A 22,156-nucleotide genomic window follows, 5' to 3' on the forward strand; every position below is an offset into this window, starting at 1 on the left:
AACAGTAGACTGGCCCTAGAGACGACCATGAGCTTTACCGCGTTCGACGAGCACATGATGGGAATTGCGCTCGCGCTGGCGCGGCGCGGGCTGGGGACGACCGCGCCCAATCCTGCCGTTGGCGCCGTCATTGCCGACGAGGCGACGGGCGAGGTGATCGCGCGCGGGCAGACGCAGCCGGGCGGGAGGCCGCATGCCGAGACCGAGGCCTTGCGGCGGGCCGGTGCGCGGGCGCGCGGCGCAACGCTCTATGTGACGCTCGAGCCGTGCGCGCATCACGGAAAGACGCCGCCTTGCGCCGATGCCGTGGTTGCGGCCGGCGTGAAGCGGGTCGTGGTCGGTGTCGAGGATCCGGATCCGCGCACGCAGGGACAAGGGATCGCGCGCCTGCGGGAAGCCGGGATTGCCGTCGCGACGGGGCTGCTCGGGGACGAGGCGCGCTGGGTGACCATGGGGCACATCCTGCGCGTCACCGCGGAGCGCCCGTTCGTGCAGCTCAAGATGGCGCTCGACCACGACGGCGAGCTGCCCCGCGGTCAAGGCGGGAAGGCGCTCATGGTGACGGGTGTCGAGGCGCGCGGAACCGGACATCTGCTGCGTGCGGAGAGCGATGCCATTCTCATCGGCAGCGGAACGGCCCGGGACGACGATCCGGATCTCACCTGCCGCTTGCCTGGGCTCGCGGCGCGCTCACCGATCCGGGTTGTGCTGTCGCGGACGCTCGATCTGCCGTCGGATCTCAAGCTCGTGCGTACGGCGCGGGAGGTTCCGGTCTGGATCTTCACCAGTGGAGAGGTGGACCATCGGCGCGTCGCTGCGCTCGAGGACGCGAGCGTGCGGGTGATCGCGGTCGGCGCGGCGGGCGGCGGCCTGGCGCTGACGGAGGTGCTGGGGCGGCTCGCAGCCGAGGGCGTGACGCGGCTTCTCGTCGAGGGGGGCGAGGCCGTCTGGCGCGCGTTCGCGGAGGAGCGCCTGGTCGACGAGGTGGTGCTGTTCCAGGCCGGAGGCGACGGAAAGGGCCATCTTGCGCCCGCAGCGCTTGCCGCCCGCTATGCTCCGGGGCTAGATCTCAGCCCAACGTCGCACCGGCGCGTCGGCGCGGATGCGGTCTCGACCTTTCGGGTGATCGATCTGCCGCGCGCGGATATCGGCCGCAGCGCCTAGCGGGTGCTGCAGGGGCCGAAACGGCCATGATCCAATGGAGTGTGAACGCGTGTTTACGGGTATCGTCACCGACGTGGGGGAATTGATCGGCCGCGAGGGTGGACGCTTCGCGATCCGCTCGCGCTATCCGGCCGAGACCATCGCGCACGGTGCGTCCATCGCGTGCGACGGCTGCTGCCTGTCGGCGGTGACCGTGCGCCCGGATGGCAGCGGATCCGCCTTCACGGTCGACGTCTCCAACGAAACGCTCTCGATGACGACGCTCGGGTCGTGGCACGTGGGGCGGCCCGTCAATCTCGAACGCGCGCTCCGGGCGGGCGACGAGCTCGGCGGGCATATCGTGTCCGGGCACGTCGATGGCGTGGCACGTATCCTCGACATGCGGCCCGACGGGGAGAGCGTGCGTGTGCTGCTCGAATTGCCCCCGCACCTCGCGCCCTATGCGGCGCCGAAAGGCTCCATTGCGCTCGAGGGCACGTCGCTCACCGTTAATGAGGTCCTGGGGGCGCGCTTCGGCGTCAATCTCATTCCCGTGACCTTGACCGAGACGACTTGGGGGCGCAAAAAGCCCGGCGACGAGGTCAACGTGGAAATCGACCTTTTCGCGCGCTATGTGGCGCGCATCATGGAGTTTCGGGCTTGAGCAGCGGCCTTTCAAAAATCGTGCACTCGGAGAGCGCCGGGTTCCTTTCGTCGACCGAGGAGATCGTGGACGACATGCGCAACGGGCGCATGGTGGTTCTGGTCGATGCGGAGCACCGCGAGAACGAGGGAGATCTCGTCATTCCGGCGCAGATGGCGACGCCGGATGCGATCAACTTCATGGCCAAGCACGGCCGCGGGCTCATCTGCCTTACGCTTCTGCAGGGCCGAGCACAGGAGCTCGGCCTCGAGTTCATGGTGCGCACGACGGCGGCGCGCGAGCGCACGGCCTTCACGCAGTCCATCGAGGCGCGTGAGGGCGTTTCCACCGGCATCTCCGCGCACGATCGCGCGCGGACCATCGCGACGGCCATCGATCCGACAAAGGGCGCGGCCGACATCGTTTCACCGGGGCATGTGTTTCCGCTGGTGGCGCGCGAAGGCGGCGTGCTGATCCGCGCCGGGCATACGGAGGCTTCGGTCGACCTGGCGCGTCTGTCCGGGCTCTATCCCGCGGCGGTGATCTGCGAGATCATGAACGAGGACGGCACCATGTCGCGGATGCCGGACCTCATTCCGTTCGCACAGCGTCATGGGCTCAAGATCGGCACAATCGAGGATCTCATCGCCTACCGGCTGAAGCACGACCGGCTGGTCAAGCAGGTGGCGCAGACGCGGGTGGAGAGTGCATTCGGCGGTGCCTTCGATCTTCACGTGTTCACGACGACGGTGGAGCCCGTCGAGCACTTGGCGCTGGTCAAAGGCGATCTCTCGGCGCCGGGGCCGGTGCTGGTGCGCGTGCATGCAGTCAACGTTCCCGGCGATCTCATCGGCATCGGCGGTACCGAGGGCGCGGTTGCCAACGCCATGCGCGCGCTCGAACGCGAAGGGCGCGGGGTCATCGTGCTGATCCGCGATCTCGGACCCAAGAGCGTGTCGGAATGGATCGGACGGCGCACCAAGGCGGCTTCGAGCGAGAAATCCGCGCGCGGGCGGCGGCAAGTGGAGATCGGCGTCGGCTCGCAGATCCTGAGGGCGCTCGGTGTCGGCGACATGGTGCTTTTGACCAACGCGCCGGACGACGTCTACGTGGGCCTCGAAGCCTACGGGCTGCGTATCGTCGATACGCGCGCGATCGGATAGGGCCGTCCAAAATGGTCAAAACCGACAAACGCGAGCGTTCCGATATGGAGCTCTTTTCCGGCGCGCCCGCGCGTGTGCTCATCATCGAGGCTCCGTACTATCGTGCCATCACCGACGAGCTCGTCGCGGGCGTCGCGGCCGTGCTCGATGCTGCGGAGGTCGCCTACGATCGCGTGGCGGTGCCGGGGGCGCTCGAAATTCCGCAAGCGTTCGCCCAGGCTGTGGCGGCAGGGCTCTTTACGGACAGCGGCAAAGGCGTCTATTCCGGTGCAGTCGTTCTCGGCTGCGTGATCCGGGGCGAGACCTCGCATTACGACATCGTCTGCAACAACACCAATCACTGGCTCATGGAAACGGCAATCCGCCATAACATTCCCGTCGGCAACGGCGTTCTCACCGTCGATACGGAGGCGCAGGCATTCGCACGCGCGCAGGGGGGCGTGGACGGCAAGGGTGGCGACGCGGCGCGGGCGTGCCTCAGGCTCATGAAGCTTGCCGGCGATTTCGGACGGCGCGCGCCATGAACCTGCCCCGCAAGAAAAAAGGTGCGGATGCGCCGAAGCCGCGCACGGTGTCGCGCATGGCGGCCGTGCAGGCGCTCTATCAGATGGATCTTGCCGGCACGGATGCGGGAGAGGTGATCGCGCAGTTCCTGGCTCGAAAGCCCGAGTCGGAAGGGCGGGACACGGAGGCCGGCGGGGAAGCGGAAGCGCTGACCAGTCTCGACGGGGGCGATCCGACGTTCTTTGCCGACGTCGTCAAGGGCGTGGTGCGGCGCCAGCGCGAGATCGATCCGCTGGTAGATCAGCAACTGCGCACGGGCTGGCGACTGGTGCGCGTCGACTCGATCCTGCGTGCGATCCTGCGCGCTGGCGTGTTCGAGCTTCTGGAGCGCAGTGACGTGCCGGCCCGCGTCACCATCAACGAGCACATCAACATCGCCAAGGCCTTCTTCGAGGCCGACGAGCCCAAGGTCGTCAATGGCGTGCTCGATCGCATTGCGCACAAGGTGCGGGCGAAGGAGTTCGAGACGCCAAGCGAAGGAAAGTAGCCGTGGCGAAAGAGAAGGGCGGGGGCGAGGACGAGCTGATCCAGAGCACCTTCGCGCCGCTCGCCTCGGCATTTCCCGGCGCGCTGGGGCTCAAGGACGACTGCGCGGTGCTCGCGCCGCCTCCGGGCCAGGACCTCGTTTTGACGACCGATGCCGTCGCCGAGGGCATACATTTCTTTTCCGACGATGTCGCGGCCGACATCGGCTGGAAGGCGCTGGCCGTCAACGTGTCGGATCTGGTTGCAAAGGGCGCGCAACCGCTCGTCTATCTGCTCTCGCTTTCCTTCCCGGAGGAACCGAGGCGCGCGTGGCTGGACGGCTTCGCGCAAGGGCTCTCTGCCGCGCAGTCGGCCTTCGGCATCGTGCTCGCCGGCGGTGACACGGATCGCCGTCCCGGCCTTCTTTCGGTCACGGTGACGGCGATCGGCAGCGTCGCCAGCGGGCGGACGGTGCGCCGTTCGACGGCGCGGGCAGGGGATTTGCTTTTCCTTTCAGGTACGCTGGGCGACGGCGCGCTCGGTCTCGTGTTGCGCGGGGATCCGGCGCGGCGTGCCGCGATGGGCCTCGACGAGGGCAAAGCCGAGGCGCTGGTGGCCCGCTACCTTCGACCGAAGCCGCGTGTCCCGCTTGCGCCCCACCTCGTGTCCTACGCTTCGGCGGCGATGGACGTGTCGGACGGGCTCATCAAGGACTGCGGCCGGCTGGCGCGGGCGAGCGGGCTGGGTGCGTCGCTCGACGCGCTGCGCGTTCCGCTCTCCCTGCCTGCGCGTACGGCATTGGCCCGGGACTTCCGTCTGATCGAAACGGTGCTCACCGGGGGGGACGACTACGAGGTGCTGACTGCGGTGGCGCCCGACCGGGCGTCGGATTTCCGGGCGGCGGCGGCCGGGAGCGGTGTTGCGGTCACTGAAATCGGGCGGCTGGCGGAGGGCTCCGGCGTCAAGGTCTTCGGGGCCGGCGGGCAACCGCTCGAGATCGGCCGCTCGGGATGGGACCATTTCCCGGACTGAGCCAGGCTCGCTGGCCGGCGGCGCCGGCCTCAAACCCATGTGATTGCAAAGGTTTGCTTAAGTCGCATTGCGGGCGGGTCTTTGTTTGGCCATATGGTTTTCGTCTATGGGGCGCTCGACTCGCGCCTTGTTTGCGCTCGGCATTATTGGCCCTCGGTAGATCAGGGCCAGCGAACCGATGGGATTCGATTTCCGGTGATACCGCTCAAGATGTTTTCTCCCGCCCTCGCGTTCGCGTTCCTCGCGGCAGTTGCGGCGTGGTCCGGATCGTCGGCTGCCGCCCAAGACGGCAACTGGTGGGAGGGCATCAACAGCTTCGGCTCACCGGACTATTCCGGCAAACGTGCGTCGCTCGAGCGGACGCCTCCACGCAAGGACGACCTCAACGATCTTCGTCCCAACGACATCCCCTGGCGCAGCGACGAGATGCTGCGCGCCATGGAGGATGCCATCGCCCGCTACGAGAGCATCGTCAACAAGGGCGGATGGCCGATCATTCCCGGCAACCGCATGCTGCGTCCCGGCGACGACGACGAGCGGGTGGGCGCGCTGAGGCGGCGTCTCATGGTCTCGGGCGAGCTGGCTCGCTCTTCGAGCTACAACGATTATTCGTTCGACTCCGTGGTCGAGCAGGCGGTGGTGCGCTTCCAGGAAAACAACGGCCTCAGGACCAACGGGCGCGTCGACCAGCCGACGCTGGCGGCTCTCAACATCACCGCGGAGGAGCGGCTCTCGCAGCTCAAGCTCAACCACGGGCGGATTCTCGAACTCGTGCAGCAGGCTCCCGAGGAGCGCTATGTGCTGGTCAACGTCCCGGCCTTCCAGCTCGAGGCGGTTGAGCGCTACCAGACCGTGCTGCGCCACCGCGTGATCGTGGGGCGCAACGGGCGCGAGACGCCGTCGCTCAAGGCGATGATCAAGAACCTCAACTTCTTCCCGTTCTGGCGGGTGCCCGACAGCGTGGCGCAGCTCGATGTGTTCCCGCGCTTGGTGAAGGAACCCGACTATCTGGCGAAAGAGCACATTCGCGTGCTTTCCGGCGACTTCAACGGGCCGGAGATCGATCCGATCTCCATCGACTGGTCGCAGGCGAACGCCAAGGTGGTCAAGCTCAAGCAGGATCCCGGGCCGCAGAATGCTCTCGGTCTCGTGCGCATCGATATGCAGAACGAGCACGGCGTCTACATGCACGACACGCCGATGAAACCGCTGTTCGAGCAGCGCGCGCGCGCGTTCAGCGCCGGGTGCGTGCGTGTTCAGGACGTGTTCCAGCTGGTGGAATGGCTTGCCAAGTACGAGCCGGGTTGGGAGAACCCGGGCCAGGTGCAGGCGGTGCTGGACATGGGGCAAGCGCTCGATGTGCAGCTTTCGCGGCCGGTGCCGGTATATTTCGCCTATATTACGGCGTGGGCGGAGCCTGACGGACGCATTTCGTTCCGGCCCGACATCTACAGCCGCGACGGCTCGGCGGCGATGGGCGAAGTGATCGATCCCGATGCGCCGCCGCCGCCGGCGCAAGGCCTCGCGCCTTAGCCTTGTCACGCAGCGAGGACTTGTCCTGGACGCGCGCAGGTGGAATTCTCCGCCGCGTCATGCTGCAGCAATTGATCCAGTCCGCGACCCAGACGGCGCACACGCTCAGGCGGCGGTGGCTGCCCGTGCTCGTGACTCTCGTCGCGGGCGGCTGGGTTCTGTTCGCGTTCTGGCTGTCGGACGTCCAAGGGCGGATGGATCTGCCGATCGCGTACTCGATCCGCATGACGTGCGAGGACGATCCGGAAGCGGGGCTGTGGCGCGGAGGATGCGAGCGCGTTGCCAGCGATATCGCGCAGGTGGGGCGGCCGGGACTGGTCGATCTCTACGGGGCGTTCGTCGAGGTCCACCACAAGCCGGGCCCGCGCCAGGCGACCGCGGCGCGCTTCGCGGATGTGCCGCATGAGCCGGGTTTCGATCTCGCGCAGGCGCTCGCGGGGCAACGCTACGGCCTCGCTCTGGTGACTCCGGAGTTCGAGGGAGTCAAAAGCCGCGCGCACGCCGAGGCGGTGAAGGAGGCCATCGACGTGCGCGATCGCGCGTTGCTTGCCATCGGCCGGGCTGGCCTCGGCATCGATGCACTGATTGCGGGCGCGGCGGCCAATCTCGCGCATCCCGGCGTGATGGTCGAAGGTGCGCAGCAATACGTGGGCATCCTGCTCGGCACGGCCAAGACCAGCGATATCGCGACGGGACTTTCGGAGCGGCGGTGACGTCTCGTTCCGGCTCAGGCCTTGATGCGGTAGCCGGTCTTGAAAATCCACCAGACGGCGAGAAGGCACACGGCGAGGAAGCCCAGCGTCATGCCGAGAGCGACGGCGATGTTGACGTCGGAGACCTCGTAGAAGCTCCAGCGGAAGCCGTTGATCAGGTAGACGATCGGGTTGAACAGAGTGACGGTCTGCCAGAAGGGCGGCAGCATCTTGATCGAGTAGAAGGTGCCGCCAAGGAAGGTCAGCGGCGTCAGCACCAGCATCGGGATCACCTGCAACTTTTCGAAGCCGTCGGCCCAGACGCCGATGATGAACCCGAACAGCGAAAAGGTCACCGCGGTCAGCACCAGGAAGCCGAGCATCCACACCGGATGCGCGATGCGGATCGGCACGAACAGGCTGGCGGTCGCCAGAATGATGAGACCCAGGATGACGGACTTGGTCGCCGCCGCGCCGACGTAGCCGAGCACGATCTCCAGCGGCGAGATCGGCGCCGACAGCAATTCGTAGATGGTGCCGGCGAAGCGCGGGAAGTAGATGCCGAACGAGGCGTTCGAGGTGCTCTCGGTCAAGAGCATCAGCATGATCAGGCCGGGTACGATGAAGGCGCCGTAGGAGATGCCGTCGATCTGGGTGATACGCGAGCCGATGGCAGCGCCGAAGACGATGAAATAGAGCGACGTTGAAAGTACGGGTGAGAGGATGCTCTGCATCAACGTGCGGCCCCAGCGGGCCATCTCGAAAGTATAGATCGCGCGTACGGCCTCAACGTTCATTTGGAATGCCTCACGAGATCGACGAAGATGTCCTCGAGCGAACTTTGGCTTGTGGCAAGGTCCTTGAAGCCGATGCCGGCTTCGCGCATGTCGTTCAAGAGCGCGGTGATCCCGGTGCGGTCGGCGTGCGTGTCGTAGGTGAAGACGAGCGCGCCGCCACCGGGGGCAAGCTCCAGCTTGTGGGCCACAAGGGCGGGTGGAATGGCGGCCAGCGGCTGCTGCAGCTCGAGGGTCAACTGCTTCTTGCCGAGCTTGTGCATCAACTCGGTTTTTTCCTGCACGAGGATCAGCTCGCCTTTGGTGATGACGCCGACGCGGTCGGCCATCTCCTCCGCCTCCTCGATGTAGTGCGTGGTCAGGATGACGGTGACGCCGCCTGCGCGCAGCTCGCGCACGATGTCCCACATGTCCTTCCTGAGCTCGACGTCGACGCCGGCCGTCGGCTCGTCCAGAAACAGGATGCGGGGCTCGTGGGCGAGCGCCTTGGCGATCAGGACGCGCCGCTTCATACCGCCCGAGAGCGTCATGATGCGGCTGTCCTTCTTGTCCCAGAGCGAAAGGTCGCGAAGGACCTTTTCGATGAAGGCCGGGTTCTTCTTCTTGCCGAACAGGCCGCGGCTGAACGACACCGTCGCCCACACGGTCTCGAACATCTCCGTCGAGAGCTCCTGCGGCACCAGGCCGATCATGGAACGGCAGGCGCGGTAATCGCGGGCGACGTCGTGGCCATCGACGGTTATGGTGCCGCTGGTGGGATTGACGATGCCGCAGATGATGCTGATCAGCGTCGTTTTGCCGGCGCCGTTGGGGCCGAGCAGGGCGAAGATCTCGCGTTCCCGGATGTCGAGGTTGACGGTCTTCAGTGCCACATGACCCGAGGCGTAGGTCTTGGCTACGTCCTTGACGGAGATGATGGGATTCATGCGTGCGTCCGGATGCGCGTGCGCGTTGGATTGAGGCCCTCACATAGGCTCATCGGCGGTAGGCCGCAAGGCTCGTCGACCTAATGCAGCGGCACGGACTTGATCCAGCAACCGGCCAAGCCGGCGCCCCTCAGCTTGCTGCACAGGGCTTTGGCATCATCCCGCGATTGGGGGGGGATGAGCGACAGCCGGTACCAAGTCTGTTTGTCCTGGCCCTGCACCCGATCGACACGGGCCTTGGCGTTGCCGAGCAGCTCCGGGTAGCTGCCCTTGAAGGTGCGATAGTCCTGCTGCAGCTCCTCGGTGCTGCGCCGCGTGGTGAGCACGACCAGGTAGGGCTGCTCCATGTTCTGCGTGGCAACGGGTGTGGGCTCGGCGAAGCTCGACGGCGCGGATTGTGTGTGGGACTGCGCGTCGGGCGCATGGTCGGGTGCTTCCGAGCCTACGACGCTGATCTCCGGTGCGTTGGCGCCGGGCGGCGTCATGCGTTGCACGGCGATCACCAGCCCGGCGCCGATAGCGAGAGCAGCCAGCGCCACGGGCAGCGGTTTCTTGGTGAGGGCGCGAAGGTTCGCAACGGACGCGATGCCCGGCTGCGGGGGCTGTTGCTTGGCACGCTTTGCTTGTTGCGGAGCTGGCCGACGGGGCGTGGCTGCGGGCGCCGGGCCGCCGGCGGTGGGGCGGTTGCCTGCGGAGCGTGCGAAACCGGACGGGCCGGTGGGTGCCAGGGGGTGTTCGGAGGTGTAGCGGAGCGCGTCCTGCTCGATCTCGCGCGAGACGGCGAGGAGCGCCTGGTGGACGCGGGCCGAGTCGCGTCGATAGGCGCCTTGGCCGCCATCGAGCTTCTCCTCGAGGATTTCGAGCAGGTCGAGGGCGTGGCGCTGGCCGCCCATGATGTGCGTCAGGATTGCGAAATCCAGAGCCTCGTCGCTCGGGAGCGCGCCCATGATCTGTTCGATATCGCGTTGAATGCCGGAAATGACCCGCACCGTGGATTCGACCTCGGCCGCCATCGCAGCCGGAATGTAGCTGTTGCGGTCGAGAACGTGGCGCAGGCGACGGGCGACGTTGTGCGAGATCTCCTGGATCTGCCGGCGCTCGATCGTTGCGTCGCGGTCAAATGTCGTCATCGCGTCGATGCCCTCATTCCCGCGCCGTCAGCCCGCAAGGCATTCGGGGAACATGTCACGGACAACCTCGAAGGAGCAGCCTGTCGCGCCCTCGATGCACTGATAGTTGATCACCGGCGCGGCGCCTTCGCTCGCGATCGAGATCTGGGTGCGGATCTTTTTTATGAAACATCGCGCACTGTTGCCGCCGCCGGCAAGCTCGATAGAGGCGAGAACGCTTTGCTCCGCGCACGCCGTATTGGAGATCGTATACGTCGAGGCCGAGGACTGGGTGACGGAGAGGCACTCGGGATCGGCTGACGGCTCCGGCTGCGCGAGGCTTTGTGCTCCGGATGCCAGATGCCAGGCGCCGGTCAGTACGAGGGCGGCCAGCACCCTCCAGGGATGGCTTCGACCGATTTTTGCGATGAACCCTGGATGCATGTTGGCGCGACGGTTCTTCGGGAGTTTGGCGCTGGTAGAACGCCGCTCTTCGGGAATGGCTGAATTCAGCGTGGGATCAGTCGCATCGCCTAGGGGAGGGAGATGGCCGATGTGTGGTGATCATAGACGGCCCGCGAACGGGGAGCCCTGCGGCGTGGTGTAAGCGCTGGGGATAAGATTTCGTGGCGGCGCCTTCGCAGCGGGCGAAATTCCCGTGAACGCGCGTCACTGCGCCATGATCGAGGATTTACGGGATTGTCCACGGCCTGGGGGCGCGTCGGCGCGGGGCCTGGGTGGCGTGTAACGCCGTCGGGCCATTTCGGGCCATGTCGTTGAAATGAGTGGCTCCGCGGGTAGGATTCGAACCTACGACCGATCGGTTAACAGCCGATTGCTCTACCACTGAGCTACCGCGGAATGGCCGGAGAGCCGGGCTCATAGCAGATGCTTGCCGCCAGAGCCAGAGGGTATACGAAAAATCTCACCAAATCGCCCCGATGCGTCAATGGGCGGCGACCGTCGTTCCTGCCCCTATGCCGGTTTCCGAGCGCACGAACTGGGCTTCGAAGGCTTGCCGCTCGGCCTGGGCCGTGGCGCTGCGATCGAGCTTCGAGACGAGATAGATGCCGAGGAAGGCGATCGTCATCGAGAACAGCGCCGGGCTGTCGTAGGGGAAGATCGCCTTCTCGTGACCGAACGTCTTGACCCACACCGCCGGGCTCAGGACCACCATGGAGACGGCGGAGATGAGGCCCGCGAACCCTCCCACGACGGCGCCGCGCGTCGTCGTGCCGGGCCAGAAGATGCTCATGAGCAGCACGGGGAAGTTGCAACTCGCGGCGACGGCGAAGGCAAGGCCCACCATGAAGGCGACATTCTGCTTTTCGAACACGTAGCCGAGGCAGATGGCGACGATGCCGATGACGACGGCGCTGATCTTCGAGATCCGCACCTCGGTCGCTTCCACGTTGCGGCCGCGCGCGAAGACGTTGGCGTAGAGATCGTGGCTCACGGCGGAGGCACCGGCCAGCGTCAGACCGGCCACGACGGCGAGGATGGTGGCGAAGGCGACGGCGGAGATGAAGCCCAGGAACAGCGAGCCGCCGACGGCCTTCGACAGATGGATGGCGGCCATGTTGGTGCCGCCGATCAAGCCGTTGATCTTGTCGATGGCGCCGCCGTCGCCGGGCTTGAAATAGGTCGGGTCGCTCATCAGCAGCGTGATGGCGCCGAAGCCGATGATGAAGGTCAGGATGTAGAAGTAGCCGATGAAGCCGGTGGCGTAGAATACCGATTTGCGCGCGGCCTTGGCGTCGCGCACGGTGAAGAAGCGCATCAGGATGTGGGGAAGGCCGGCGGTGCCGAACATGAGCGCGAGGCCCAGCGAGATGGCGGAAATCGGGTCCGATACCAGCTTGCCTGGGGCCAGGATCGAAAGGCCGTCCGGGTGTGTTTCCGTCGCCGACTTGAACATGGCATCGGGCGAGAAGGAGAAGTGCACCAGCACCGCCAGCGCCATGAAGGTCGCGCCACCGAGCAACAGGCAGGCCTTGATGATCTGCACCCAGGTGGTCGCGACCATGCCGCCAGTCGCCACATAGGTGACCATCAGCACGCCGACGACGATCTCGGCGTAGAGGTAGGGCAGCCCGAACAGGAGCTCGATCAGCTTTCCGGCGCCGACCATCTGGGCAATGAGATAGAGGGCCACGACGGCGAGTGTGCCGATGGCGGACAGCGTGCGGATGGGCGTGGCCTGGAGGCGGAACGCGGCCACATCGGCGAACGTGTAGCGGCCGAGATTGCGCAGGCGTTCGGCGATCAGGAACAGAACGATGGGCCAGCCGACGAGCCAGCCCACGGAATAGATCAAGCCGTCGAAGCCGGACGCGAACACGAGTCCGGAGATGCCGAGGAAGGAAGCTGCCGACATGTAGTCGCCAGCAATGGCCAGCCCGTTCTGGAAGCCGGTGATACCGCCGCCGGCGGCATAGAAGTCGGCGGCCGTACGCGCGCGCGAGGCAGCCCATCGCGTGATGACGAGCGTCGTCGCGACGAAGACAAGGAACATGGCGATGGCTTCGACGTTCACGTGTGCCTCCCGACGATGCGCTCGACGGCGAGGTCGAAGTCTTTGTTGGCTCGCCACACGTAAAATCCGGTCAGCACGAAGGCTGCCAGGATGACGCCGACGCCGAGGGGGATGCCGATGGTCGTGGTGCCTGTGCCGATCGGGGTCGCGAGCAGGCCCGGCGCGAAGGCAACGACGAGGATAAAGCCGAAATAGATCGCAGCCATGGCTGCGGAGAGCCCCCAGGCGAGTCGGGATCGCCGACGCTCGAGCGCAAGAAACTCAGGATCGCGCTTGACCTTCTCGATCAGCGCGACGATGTCGGCTGGCATGTGTTCGTTTCCCCCGATGAGCGACCTGCCTTGCGTGGCGGCGCCAGTTTTCGGCAAGCTTATCCGATTGCGGGCGGAGGAAAAGTTCTTCGTTCCGAGGCGGTGTCATCCTTAAGTCTACCGTGGCCGCCAATGCCGGAGACGCGGCCGCTACTTGTTGCGGAACAGCTGTGCGAGCCAGCTGCGCGGCGGGGCAGGCTCCGTGACCGGTCTCGGGCCGGAGGGGGCAGCGTCCCACGGCCCCGCGGGCGGCGTCGTGGCCGGAGGCGGGCTCTGCGGCTGCTGGTTGGGCGCGGTGGGTGCCATTTTCGCTGTTTCGCCGGTGCCTGCGGGCGGCGGCTTGATCAAATTCTTGAGCTCGCGCGCGATGCGCTCCGGATCGTCGTCCCACACGAGCCAGTTCTTGCCGCGGATCAGGGGCAACTTGGAGAGATCGGGCTTGCCGACCATCACCGGTACGACGCGTTTGTCGCCGGATACCTCGAGCGCAAGGGCGGTGTTGATCTCGAGGATCGGCCACTCCTTGTCGACCGAGTTGCTCGAGACGATGGCGACGACGGTGCGGGCCGCGCCGAGGGCGGTGTTGATCTTTTTCGTGAAGCTCTCGCCCCAGCCGATGTGCTCCTCGTCGAGGAACGCCTTCAAGCCGTAGCGCTCGCAAGCCTCGTGGATCGGCCGGCCGATCAGCGCCTTGTCCTCGCGGGCGTGACTGATGAAAATGTCGAAGTCGTCGGCCCCGAAGACCATCTGGCGGATGAATTTCGACGGATTGGGATCGAGATCCAGGACCTTGCTGCAGAGCTTCAGGAACACGGGATCGTCGGCGCCGCGGATCATGCGCACGAACGAGAGCTGGCCGTAGACGATATTGCGGAATGCGGCGCCGTGGGCGCGCCGCACGCGGCGGCGGCTGGTGCGATACTTGGCAAAGTGCTCGGCGGCTGCGGCATCGAGGCCGAACTTCTCCCACGCGTGCAGCATGGCGCGAATGCGGCGGATCCGCTCGCGTTCGACGTTGATGCGTGCGTTGACGACCAGCCCGGTCACGCTTTGCTGGACGCCGTGGCCCTGGATGCGCACCTTGTTGCCGTTGATCGCAAACCCCGATGCCGTGATGGCCTGCTCCAGGGCATCGCCCGCCACGACCTTGAAACCGCCGCCGGGGATCTGCTCGCGAATGGCGATCGCGGGCGGAAACTGCGCGAGGTTGGTCGAGAATGTGATGTCGTCGGCATAGCGCGAATAGGCGAGCTTGCTCTGGCGCGCGAGCCGCAGCAGGCGCCTGTCGAGCGTCGCCGCGATGAAGTTCGACAGCACCGGCGAGGTCGGGGCGCCTTGAGGCAGCCCGTTGCGGTAGGTGACGATCTGCGCGCAGACGGTCGCCGCGGCGGGTGCCATCTCGAACGGCGGCTTCATGAAGAGACCGCGCACGCGGCCGAAATTGATGGTCGGGAAGAAATCCACGAGGTCGACGTTCAGGACCCATCGCTTGCCGATGTGATCGCCGGCGTTGGTGGCGATGCTTCGCTTCTCGATGAAGCCGTGCGCGCGGGGATGGGCTTCGTAGAGCTGCTTGAAATCGACGTGCAGCTTGTCCTGCATCTCGCGCAGGAGGCCGTGCGGCGCGCTGATGCGGCGCATGCCGCCCGAGCGCTTGGGGATCTCGAAATGGCGATAGCGCTCGTGATCCGGCGCCTTATAGAGGATCAGCAGCATGGCGCTGACCTCGACGCCGAGATACCGGGCGACGTCCTCCGCCGTTTGCAGCGGCTCACCGTCGAGGCGCAACGGGATCACCGGCGGTTCGGCCGCGACGTCTGCGCTCGGCTGAGAAGGCATCCCACCCCTCGTACCTTAAAAACACTGGGGTCCGCCGGACCCCGGTGAAGATGGACATTGGTTTTTCTGTCGCAGGATCAACAACAGACGTAGAAGGGCGAGATGCCTTGCCGCGATGAAGAGTGGAATGTGTGGCGGTGTCAAGGCGCGTTGCGTCGAAGGCGCGGCGAAACGGTCCTTAGCAGACATGCCTCGCGAACTCGTCTCCCGTGACAGCGGGCGCGATCCGCTTGGATTCAACCGCAGCTTTCGCTAGTGGTTGAGTGTGCGGATGTGCAGGCGTCGTTCATGCAGAAATCCAGCGTCGACTTGGTGATTGCCTACGCCCGCGCCGATCGAGGCGCGTTGGCCGATTGCTCGGCAGCTCTCGTCCAGCGCGGCTACGTCGTCTGGTGGGACAGCGATATGACCGCCGGCCGGAAATGGCGCGAACAGTTCGACGAACAGGTCGAGCGTGCACGCAAAGTCATCGTCATCTGGTCCAAGGCGGCTTCCAATTCCAAGGAAGTCGCTCGGGAGATGGCCTTCGCCTACGGCCAGCGGAAGCTCGTTCCGCTTTGCATCGACGATACGCCACCCGATCATCGCTACAACGAGCTCGATCACAAGCGCATTGTCGATTTCGGGACAGAGATCGACGCAATCGTCGATGCGATCGAGTTCGTTCCTCCCCGATCTTCGCTCGCCATCGCTCCTGACTTCGAGATCGAGCTCGGCGACCTTCCACGTCCTCCTGCAAGATTGTTCGGCCGGGAGGTCGAGCTTGCGGCAATGCAATCCGCATGGAGAAGCTCGGGCGCAGAGAAGAGGAACGTGTTCGTCGTGCATGCCCTCGGCGGCGCGGGAAAGTCCGCCTTGGTAGGCCGTTTCATCGATGAGCTTCGATCACGAAGCTATGATGGGGCCAGCCGCGTGTACGCCTGGTCAGCGTACAGTCAAGGAGCCAACAAGCGAGCCGATGCGGGGAAGCTTTTCACGGAGGCGCTGGCCTTCTTCGGCTACGCCGGGCCGCCGCTGACCGATCAGGTCGCTCAAGCCCGTACTCTATCCAACATTCTTCAAAAGACGCGCTCCTTGCTCGTGCTCGACGGCTTGGAGCCGTTGCAGGGAGCGCCAAAAGAGAGTGGCGGCCGGCTCAAGGACAAAGCCCTCGCAACTCTCATAAAGCGATTGGCCGACCACAATCCTGGTCTTCTCGTGCTCACCTCGCGGCAGCCGCTTCCGGAGCTCAAGGACCACGGCTCGGTCGTCAACTGGGCTTTGGAGCATCTTTCGACACCGGCCGGCGTGGCTCTCTTGCAGCAACTGGGTGTTCGGGGCCGAGAGAAGCATCTCAAAGCCGCGGTCGAAGAGGTCGAAGGCCACGCGCTGTCCGTCACTCTGCTCGGCACCTATATCGCGACCGTCGAGGGCGGGGACATCCGGCGGCGAGACAGGTTCCAGCTCGGCAAGATCATAGACACGACCGACGAATTCGAGGCGGAGGACCAGACCGATCGCCTAGCCAAACGAACCAACAAGATCATGCGCGGCTACGTGGAGCAGTTGCAAAAGCTGGAGGGCGTATCAGCCGGCGGCGGACAACCGGAACTCTCGCTGTTGAGCATCGTCGGGCTGTTCGACCGGCCCGTCGAAGGCGCCGCTCTCGCAACCTTGATCGCGGAACCACACGTTCCAGGTTTGAACGACGGTTTTCTGCTCAATCGGGAAAACGTCCGCAACTTCCTGGGCATGATCAAAGAGGTTCACGAGCGACCGCTGACCGTCGAGGAACGCAGCCAACGTTTCAGGTTTGCGAAGGAGCGGCTGCGCGCCTTGCGAATTTTGGCACCGGCCAGTCCATTGGACCCGATGCAGATCGATGCGCATCCGGTCGTTCGTCAGTACTTCGGGGACGAGCTCCGGGTGAAAAATCCAGCGGCGTTCACGACAGGTCATGCCCGCTTATTCGAACACTATCGAAGCTCGGAGCCGGAAGAGCCGGAGTCCATCGAGGCGATGGAGCCTCTCTTCCACGCGATCAAGCACGGATGTCTTTCCGGCAACATCCAACCCGCATTTGCCCTTTACTGGTATCGCATCTCAAGAGGGGAGGAAGACTTTGCGGTGCGCAGCCTCGGAGCGGTCTCTCCGATGATCTCTCTTCTCGCCACTTTCTTCGACGAGCCGTGGCGAACGCCATCGCCAGAGCTTCAAAGTGGCAGCCGTCGCGTGCTGATCAATCGAACGGCCAATCTGCTCACAGGCGCGGGCCGGCTGCACGAGGCTCTGGAGGTTCTGGACGGTGCGCGTCTTTCGGAAGGCTACTACAGGAATGCCCACTACAGCAGTCTCCTGCTGGATCTTGGCGAGATCGGCAAAGCGATCGAAGCCGCAGAGGAAAACCTTCAGCACGCGAGCGGACAAACCGAAATTCGACCGCAGATAAACGCCTTCGTTCAGCTCGCCTTTGCCTTTTTGCAACACGGAGATGCCGACCGCGCTTCAACCTCGTTCAGGCAAGCAGAGCTTCTCCAGCGGGAGCACATCCATCAGAAGAGGCGTCAATTTCTTTTCTCGACCAATGGCTTCAGATTCAATCAGCTTCTGCTCGACGAGCGCAAGTATGAGGATGCTGCGGAGCGCGCGCAGAATTCTCTGGTCGTAGCCAAGAAGGATGGCAATCCACTCGCAATAGGTCTCGACACTCTGGTTTTGGCCCAATGCGCAGGGTGTGCCGACACGGACAAGTCGGCCGAGCTTTTCGACGATGCGGTCGCAGCGCTCAGAGTGGCGAACCGAGATGATTACCTTCCGTATGGCCTTCAGTGGCGCGCTAGATTCCTCAGCGCCAACGGGCAGTTCGAAAAGGCTGACGATGATCTCCGAGAACTCGAGGAGATTGCCCAGTTCGGAGAGATGCGATTATTTCTTGCCGACGCGGCGCTATTACGTGCGCAAATGGCCGCTGCACGGGGCGATATGGCCAAGGCCCGCACGGCTGCCGGCGAGGCTCGTACGCTCATCGAGCGGTCAGGCTATGGACGCCGCCGCGGTGAGTTGGATCAAATCGAACGGGACCTCTAGCGGCTGGTAAGGGTCAGCTAGCACGGATGCTGGCAGGTGGGGATGGGTGCGGTATGCTCGCTCGCAGGACCCTATCGTGGAGACCTAGCCATGCGCGATGCTTCGGAGCCGACATGTCATCTCGTGCGCGCGGACGACACCTATGACGGCAAGCAGGGGCTGACCTATTTCTGCGGCATCGCCGCCGAGACCGTGGGAGCAAAGGGCATCTGCATGCATCTGCTCACCATCCCGCCGGGTGGGCGGGCGAAGGCGCACATGCATGAAAATCACGAGACGGCGATCTACGTGCTCGAAGGCGAGGCGGTGGCGCTCTACGGCGACCGGCTGCAGCATCACGCCGTGACCAAGGCGGGCGACCTGTTCTACATCCCGGCCGGGGTGCCGCATCTGCCGATCAATCTTTCCAGCAAGCCCATATCGGCGGTGATCGCGCGCACGGATCCCAACGAGCAGGAGAGCGTCGTGCTTCTGCCCGACCTCGAGGCTTTCGCGGAGGAGGCAATCGCGCGCCTGATGGCGGCCACGACCTAGCGCGCGGTCAATTTCCTTCTCCGACGACGACGAAGGGCGCCCAATAAGCAGGATGCGCCAGGACGGTGTTTCCGGAATCGGCGAGTGCCGTCATGGCTCGGCGCATGGCCTCGGCGCGGCCGAGCGATCTGTCCACCGCTGTCGCCGACAGGGCGTGCACCATGAGCGCGACCGCCGCGTCCTCGCGCACGGACCAGTGTGAGACGAGCATTGTCCGTGCGCCCGCGTAGAAGAAGGCGCGCGCGAGGCCCGACAGGGCTTCCGCTTCCTTGGCATTGCTCGCGGCCGTGTTGCAGGCGGACAGGATGACCCAATCGGCGTCGAGTTTCAGGGCTGCGACTTCCGCGGCCGAGAGATAGCCATCGTTCTCCTCGGAGGCGGCGTCAGGCGGTGTCAGCACGAGGCCCGGCTCCGCATTGGGAGCGACCTCGCCGGCGATGGCGCCGTGGGTCGCGAAGTTGACGACGGCGTAGTTCGCAAGTGCACCGGAGGCGCTCATCGCCTTGACGTTGGTCTCGGTTGCGCGCGGCCCGAGATAGATGTCGTCCTCGCCGGCGTTCATCGCCTTTGCCACTTCGCACGCGAGAACGGCTGTCTGCGGCACCGGTCTCCATCGCCGCAACGTTTCGAGCCAGAGGTCGCTTCTGGCGGCGGCCACACCTCCGACATTCCCCATATAGTTGCCGGTTTCCGGCAGAAACGGGCGCACTTTGGCGGTGGTCGCGCAATCGGTCATGAGCGTTGCCACGGAGGCACCAGCACGATCCTCTTCGGACGTTTCGTTGCCTGCGATCAGCGGATTGGCGAACGCAGCATAGATCCGACGATCGGAGCTGGCCGGACGGGGATGGCTTCGCAACGCCTTGAGGCTCGCGACCGAAGGCAACACCGTTATCGCATGACGGCGCATCAGCCATGACGGCTTGGCGCCGTCCGCGGGCGGTTCCGTCACCAGCGTCTGGAAGGGAAGCTGTGCGAGGGGGCCCGAAGGCACGATCATTAGATGCTTCCAGGTGCCGTTCTCGCTGCGTAACAAATCCTCGGCGCCGGTGAAAAGCGTCTTGTAGATCTCGTAGGCCTTGCCGGCGTCGAACGGCAGTGGCTTCGGCATCGGGGTGCCGGCCGGGAGGGACAGCAGGCTTGCGCAACGGTCTCGTCCGGCGCCGTTCCAGGACGCGTGATCGAGGCCGCAGCGCAGCGCGGCAACGTGCTCGCCGAGCGATTTGGTGGTCATATCGCTGCGGAGCCAGCGGTTTTCGCTCGGGGTCAGAAACCAGAAAAACGTTTCGTTCTCGTTGGCCGACGGGACGAGCAGGATCTCGTCGGGTTTCAGGAGCTTGGCCACATCATCGGGCGTCAGCGTCTCGAGGCCTATGAGGGCGGAATAGGAGGGGGACAGCTTCGCCAGAGCCGTTTCCGATGCGGCGATCTCTTGCTCCAGATCCGCCATGCGCGTGCGGACCTCGCCGAAGCGCGCCGCGTCGGCGCCCGCGATCATGAGCTGCACCAGCTCGCGATCGGCCGCCTGCCATTTGCTCCTCAAGTCCTGGGTTGCTCGGATGCGGGTGGCAATATCGCCGGTCCCGGCCTCGAGCCGGGCATTGAGCTGACCGAAGGCGTCTCCGGCCCGGGTTCGCCCGCTCAACTGTGCTGCCTGAAAGGCTTCGGCGAGCAAAGCCGGACGATCAGCAGTTTTCGCGGCGGCGGCCCATGCGGCTTCCATGACGAGGTCGAAGGCGAAGCGCCCGGTGTCGGAGCGTGCGCGAGATCTGGCGTCGACGGTCTCCGTGCTCAACTGTCTCAGCTGGATGGCGGCCACGCGACGGGCGAGGCCGAGTGCCTCGGCGGGTCGACCTGTTTGCATGGCTCCCTTTGCCATTCCAACGAGGGTTATGGCGGCAAAGACGCTGTCCTTCCCGAAGTAGCCTTCGTAGAAATCCAGAACTTTCCCGTACGCCACATCGGCTTCCGCGATGGCCCCGCGCTGCGCGAGGCAGTCGGCGATGGATTGGTTCGTGGTGGCACGCTCGAACGGTCCGAAATCCGGGTTCTGCTCCTGAGCCCGCGCGGCGCGCGCAAGGAGCGGCTCTGCGTCGGCGCATCGCTTGTGCAGCACGTAGAGCGATGCGAGGGCGGTCACCATGCCTATGAGCGCCCTGTCGTTTTCGGGCAGGTTGCGCTCGAAGTAAGCGATGGCTTTCTTGTGGGTGGCTTCGACTTCCACGAACTGAACCGGGTCGCCGGCATCGAGGTTCGCAACGCGTGCCAGGCTGGCGAACAGATCCTCCTCGTCGGGTCCCGTCTTTCCGAAAAGCTCCGTGCTACGCGCCGAGAGGGCGCGCGCTTCGTCGGTGCGGCCCTGCATGCCGTAAATGCCGGCCAGCGTCGCGACGGCAGCCGCATATCGGCGCTCGTCGGGCGGATCGGCCCGTTCGGCAATTTCAAGCGCGCGCTTTGCAGAGCTTTCCGCTTCGGCAAGGTCGCCTGTCATCATAGCTAGGACGGCGTTGTCGTTGAATGCGTCCGAGAAGCGAATGTCGGTCTCGCCGGCGTTTTCCTTCAGCCAGCTCAGGTATTTTTGAATTTTTTCGCGCGCGGTGTCGATCTCGCCCCGCTGCAGGTGGGAGAGAATTTCCGTGTGGAGGGCATCCATGTCCTGGGCAACGGCAGGGGACGGTGCGGATAGCGTCAGGAAAGCCCACGCGAGAGCGGCGAAACACGCGCGAACGCGTGGCCCCCACCAGGAAAATCCGGCCAACATGCCCTGCTCCGCAACAGCAATAAAACGCAATGCGGGGAGTGTGCGCTGGCGTCAGCATGCAGGCAAGATTGGAATCGGACCGGTGCGATTTGGTGGCCGGCTTTCCTTCAGGAGTTGCGCCGGCCGGGTGGGGTCAAGCCGCATTTCTCCATGGGCTGCGCGGTGGTGGACCAGCGATCCTTGGTGATGGTGACGACGTAGCGGCGGCAATCGTGCGCGGCGCTCTTGACGAAGTGCACCTCGAACAGTGCGCTCTTCGATTTGGTCTCCTTCGGCCAGGTGAAGACGTCGCCGTCCGGTGTCTCGGCCAGCGCCTTCTTGATCGCCAAGTCGGCGTTGCGGTAATCGGCGGCCGACATCCTGGTCAGCAAGACGCGCGAGAGATCGGGATGCAGGCCGACCGCCATGGCGCGCTTCTGATAGGGGTCCGAGGCATCGACGACCGGCGGCGGCAGCGGCGCGGCCGGCTTGTCATCGGCTGCGGCCTCGCCGGGCGTTGTTTCCGAGGTCGCGGCCTCCGTCGTTTCGGCCGGGGCCACCGTCAGGGCCGGTGCCGACGGGACGGGCGTGCCGGCCTCGACGCTCGGCGCCTCGGCGATTTCGCGCGCGGCCAGCGGCTGTCCGATCTGCAGCGCGGCGTCGGCAACGGCTGTATGATTGGTCGGTGCGGGCGCTTGCGGCGTCAGCAGGGACTTGAGGGCGGAAAGGTCGTTCGGTAGCCACGGCCGCCAGATGTCCTTGGTTTCGAGAAGCGCGAAACCGCAGCCCGCGAGGACGAGGAGGGTGACCATGGCCGACAGCATGGAGCTGCCACGCCGTGCGCCAGACACGTGGATCGGCTCGCCGGCGAAAAGCTCCACCGGATCGTCGTCGTAGGTGTCGAAATCGGATTGCGAATAGGACGCGCGGTGAGACATGACGGTGCTCCCCCATCATTGCCGTGTCCCGCGTTGCTGCATATGCATCAAAAGAGTCGGGGCGAAATGATGGCGGGCGCAAAGAAATCTGCTTTGGCGGTTGCGACGGATCCGGTGCGCGGCCCGGT

General features: G+C 65.1%; 19 protein-coding genes, 1 tRNA gene and 1 pseudogene. 11 read left to right on the forward strand and 10 right to left on the reverse strand.

Annotated elements, in window-relative coordinates:
- Positions 1 to 27: 27 nt before the first annotated feature.
- The 8 genes from ribD to QZV93_RS00100 all read left to right on the forward strand — a co-directional run bounded on the left by ribD (position 28) and on the right by QZV93_RS00100 (position 7,256).
- A complete protein-coding gene (ribD, locus tag QZV93_RS00065) occupies positions 28 to 1,164 on the forward strand; it encodes a bifunctional diaminohydroxyphosphoribosylaminopyrimidine deaminase/5-amino-6-(5-phosphoribosylamino)uracil reductase RibD (protein ID WP_295554921.1) in 1,137 nt (378 codons plus the stop codon).
- Between the two features lie 49 nt (positions 1,165 to 1,213).
- The gene (locus tag QZV93_RS00070; protein WP_295554923.1) at positions 1,214 to 1,807 is read left to right on the forward strand and encodes a riboflavin synthase; all 594 of its coding nucleotides are present in this window, start codon (positions 1,214 to 1,216) and stop codon (positions 1,805 to 1,807) included.
- Complete coding sequence (ribB, locus tag QZV93_RS00075) at positions 1,804 to 2,949, forward strand: 3,4-dihydroxy-2-butanone-4-phosphate synthase (RefSeq protein WP_295554924.1); 1,146 nt, start codon at positions 1,804 to 1,806, stop codon at positions 2,947 to 2,949. The genes QZV93_RS00070 and ribB overlap by 4 nt, the downstream gene beginning before the upstream one ends.
- Before the next feature lie 11 nt (positions 2,950 to 2,960).
- Positions 2,961 to 3,473 carry a 6,7-dimethyl-8-ribityllumazine synthase gene (gene ribH / locus QZV93_RS00080; protein ID WP_295554926.1) on the forward strand — a complete coding sequence of 171 codons (513 nt, stop codon included), beginning with the start codon at positions 2,961 to 2,963 and terminating at the stop codon, positions 3,471 to 3,473.
- Positions 3,470 to 4,000 carry a transcription antitermination factor NusB gene (nusB, locus tag QZV93_RS00085; RefSeq protein ID WP_295554928.1) on the forward strand — a complete coding sequence of 177 codons (531 nt, stop codon included), beginning with the start codon at positions 3,470 to 3,472 and terminating at the stop codon, positions 3,998 to 4,000. The genes ribH and nusB overlap by 4 nt, the downstream gene beginning before the upstream one ends.
- Positions 4,001 to 4,002: 2 nt before the next feature.
- A complete protein-coding gene (gene thiL, locus QZV93_RS00090; protein WP_295554930.1) occupies positions 4,003 to 5,010 on the forward strand; it encodes a thiamine-phosphate kinase in 1,008 nt (335 codons plus the stop codon).
- A gap of 210 nt (positions 5,011 to 5,220) precedes the next feature.
- Positions 5,221 to 6,543 carry a L,D-transpeptidase family protein gene (locus tag QZV93_RS00095; protein WP_295554932.1) on the forward strand — a complete coding sequence of 441 codons (1,323 nt, stop codon included), beginning with the start codon at positions 5,221 to 5,223 and terminating at the stop codon, positions 6,541 to 6,543.
- Positions 6,544 to 6,602: 59 nt separating this feature from the next.
- Complete coding sequence (locus QZV93_RS00100; protein ID WP_295554934.1) at positions 6,603 to 7,256, forward strand: hypothetical protein; 654 nt, start codon at positions 6,603 to 6,605, stop codon at positions 7,254 to 7,256.
- Positions 7,257 to 7,270: 14 nt separating this feature from the next.
- On the opposite strand, the gene QZV93_RS00105 is transcribed toward QZV93_RS00100, so the two are convergent.
- The 8 genes from QZV93_RS00105 to QZV93_RS00140 form a co-directional block, all read right to left on the reverse strand.
- Positions 7,271 to 8,032, reverse strand: coding sequence for an ABC transporter permease (locus QZV93_RS00105; protein WP_295554936.1), 762 nt, complete (start codon positions 8,030 to 8,032; stop codon positions 7,271 to 7,273).
- Positions 8,029 to 8,955, reverse strand: a complete 927-nt coding sequence (locus QZV93_RS00110) for an ABC transporter ATP-binding protein (protein ID WP_295554938.1) — start codon at positions 8,953 to 8,955, stop codon at positions 8,029 to 8,031. Before QZV93_RS00110 ends, QZV93_RS00105 begins: the two co-directional genes overlap by 4 nt.
- A gap of 80 nt (positions 8,956 to 9,035) precedes the next feature.
- Positions 9,036 to 10,085 carry an SPOR domain-containing protein gene (locus QZV93_RS00115; protein WP_295554939.1) on the reverse strand — a complete coding sequence of 350 codons (1,050 nt, stop codon included), beginning with the start codon at positions 10,083 to 10,085 and terminating at the stop codon, positions 9,036 to 9,038.
- Positions 10,086 to 10,112: 27 nt separating this feature from the next.
- Positions 10,113 to 10,508, reverse strand: coding sequence for a hypothetical protein (locus QZV93_RS00120; protein WP_295554941.1), 396 nt, complete (start codon positions 10,506 to 10,508; stop codon positions 10,113 to 10,115).
- A gap of 342 nt (positions 10,509 to 10,850) precedes the next feature.
- Positions 10,851 to 10,925, reverse strand: a tRNA-Asn gene (locus QZV93_RS00125).
- Between the two features lie 85 nt (positions 10,926 to 11,010).
- Positions 11,011 to 12,579, reverse strand: a complete 1,569-nt coding sequence (locus QZV93_RS00130) for a cation acetate symporter (protein ID WP_295555338.1) — start codon at positions 12,577 to 12,579, stop codon at positions 11,011 to 11,013.
- A 17-nt stretch (positions 12,580 to 12,596) separates the two neighbouring features.
- Positions 12,597 to 12,911, reverse strand: coding sequence for a DUF485 domain-containing protein (locus QZV93_RS00135; protein ID WP_295554943.1), 315 nt, complete (start codon positions 12,909 to 12,911; stop codon positions 12,597 to 12,599).
- Positions 12,912 to 13,061: 150 nt separating this feature from the next.
- Positions 13,062 to 14,750 (reverse strand): TIR domain-containing protein, encoded by a 1,689-nt coding sequence (locus tag QZV93_RS00140; RefSeq protein WP_295554945.1) that lies wholly within the window; start codon positions 14,748 to 14,750, stop codon positions 13,062 to 13,064.
- 288 nt (positions 14,751 to 15,038) lie between these two features.
- Here QZV93_RS00140 and QZV93_RS17550 point away from each other — a divergent pair.
- From QZV93_RS17550 to QZV93_RS00155, 3 genes and pseudogenes are all read left to right on the forward strand, one after another.
- Positions 15,039 to 15,320, forward strand: a pseudogene (locus QZV93_RS17550) (toll/interleukin-1 receptor domain-containing protein); the annotation flags it as partial.
- Between the two features lie 243 nt (positions 15,321 to 15,563).
- Positions 15,564 to 17,816: a hypothetical protein gene (locus QZV93_RS00150; RefSeq protein WP_295554949.1), complete on the forward strand. Its 2,253-nt coding sequence runs from the start codon at positions 15,564 to 15,566 to the stop codon at positions 17,814 to 17,816.
- 90 nt (positions 17,817 to 17,906) lie between these two features.
- Complete coding sequence (locus QZV93_RS00155; protein WP_295554951.1) at positions 17,907 to 18,350, forward strand: cupin domain-containing protein; 444 nt, start codon at positions 17,907 to 17,909, stop codon at positions 18,348 to 18,350.
- A gap of 7 nt (positions 18,351 to 18,357) precedes the next feature.
- On the opposite strand, the gene QZV93_RS00160 is transcribed toward QZV93_RS00155, so the two are convergent.
- Both QZV93_RS00160 and QZV93_RS00165 read right to left on the reverse strand, forming a co-directional pair.
- Positions 18,358 to 21,111 carry a CHAT domain-containing tetratricopeptide repeat protein gene (locus tag QZV93_RS00160; RefSeq protein WP_295554952.1) on the reverse strand — a complete coding sequence of 918 codons (2,754 nt, stop codon included), beginning with the start codon at positions 21,109 to 21,111 and terminating at the stop codon, positions 18,358 to 18,360.
- Positions 21,112 to 21,218: 107 nt separating this feature from the next.
- Positions 21,219 to 22,028, reverse strand: a complete 810-nt coding sequence (locus tag QZV93_RS00165) for a hypothetical protein (RefSeq protein ID WP_295554953.1) — start codon at positions 22,026 to 22,028, stop codon at positions 21,219 to 21,221.
- Positions 22,029 to 22,156 lie beyond the last annotated feature (128 nt).

Origin of the sequence: uncultured Hyphomicrobium sp. (genome assembly GCF_902826555.1) — a bacterium.
GTDB lineage: Bacteria > Pseudomonadota > Alphaproteobacteria > Rhizobiales > Hyphomicrobiaceae > Hyphomicrobium_C.

Bases quoted from the DNA above. Each gene is read 5' to 3' on its own strand.
- QZV93_RS00120 (WP_295554941.1), bottom strand. From the start codon at position 10,508: ATGCATCCAGGGTTCATCGCAAAAATCGGTCGAAGCCATCCCTGGAGG.
- QZV93_RS00155 (WP_295554951.1), top strand. From the start codon at position 17,907: ATGCGCGATGCTTCGGAGCCGACATGTCATCTCGTGCGCGCGGACGAC.
- ribD (WP_295554921.1), top strand. From the start codon at position 28: ATGAGCTTTACCGCGTTCGACGAGCACATGATGGGAATTGCGCTCGCG.
- ribH (WP_295554926.1), top strand. From the start codon at position 2,961: ATGGTCAAAACCGACAAACGCGAGCGTTCCGATATGGAGCTCTTTTCC.
- nusB (WP_295554928.1), top strand. From the start codon at position 3,470: ATGAACCTGCCCCGCAAGAAAAAAGGTGCGGATGCGCCGAAGCCGCGC.
- QZV93_RS00140 (WP_295554945.1), bottom strand. From the start codon at position 14,750: ATGCCTTCTCAGCCGAGCGCAGACGTCGCGGCCGAACCGCCGGTGATC.
- QZV93_RS00130 (WP_295555338.1), bottom strand. From the start codon at position 12,579: ATGTTCCTTGTCTTCGTCGCGACGACGCTCGTCATCACGCGATGGGCT.
- QZV93_RS00135 (WP_295554943.1), bottom strand. From the start codon at position 12,911: ATGCCAGCCGACATCGTCGCGCTGATCGAGAAGGTCAAGCGCGATCCT.
- QZV93_RS00115 (WP_295554939.1), bottom strand. From the start codon at position 10,085: ATGACGACATTTGACCGCGACGCAACGATCGAGCGCCGGCAGATCCAG.
- QZV93_RS00110 (WP_295554938.1), bottom strand. From the start codon at position 8,955: ATGAATCCCATCATCTCCGTCAAGGACGTAGCCAAGACCTACGCCTCG.
- QZV93_RS00105 (WP_295554936.1), bottom strand. From the start codon at position 8,032: ATGAACGTTGAGGCCGTACGCGCGATCTATACTTTCGAGATGGCCCGC.
- QZV93_RS00100 (WP_295554934.1), top strand. From the start codon at position 6,603: ATGCTGCAGCAATTGATCCAGTCCGCGACCCAGACGGCGCACACGCTC.
- QZV93_RS00165 (WP_295554953.1), bottom strand. From the start codon at position 22,028: ATGTCTCACCGCGCGTCCTATTCGCAATCCGATTTCGACACCTACGAC.
- QZV93_RS00160 (WP_295554952.1), bottom strand. From the start codon at position 21,111: ATGTTGGCCGGATTTTCCTGGTGGGGGCCACGCGTTCGCGCGTGTTTC.
- QZV93_RS00095 (WP_295554932.1), top strand. From the start codon at position 5,221: ATGTTTTCTCCCGCCCTCGCGTTCGCGTTCCTCGCGGCAGTTGCGGCG.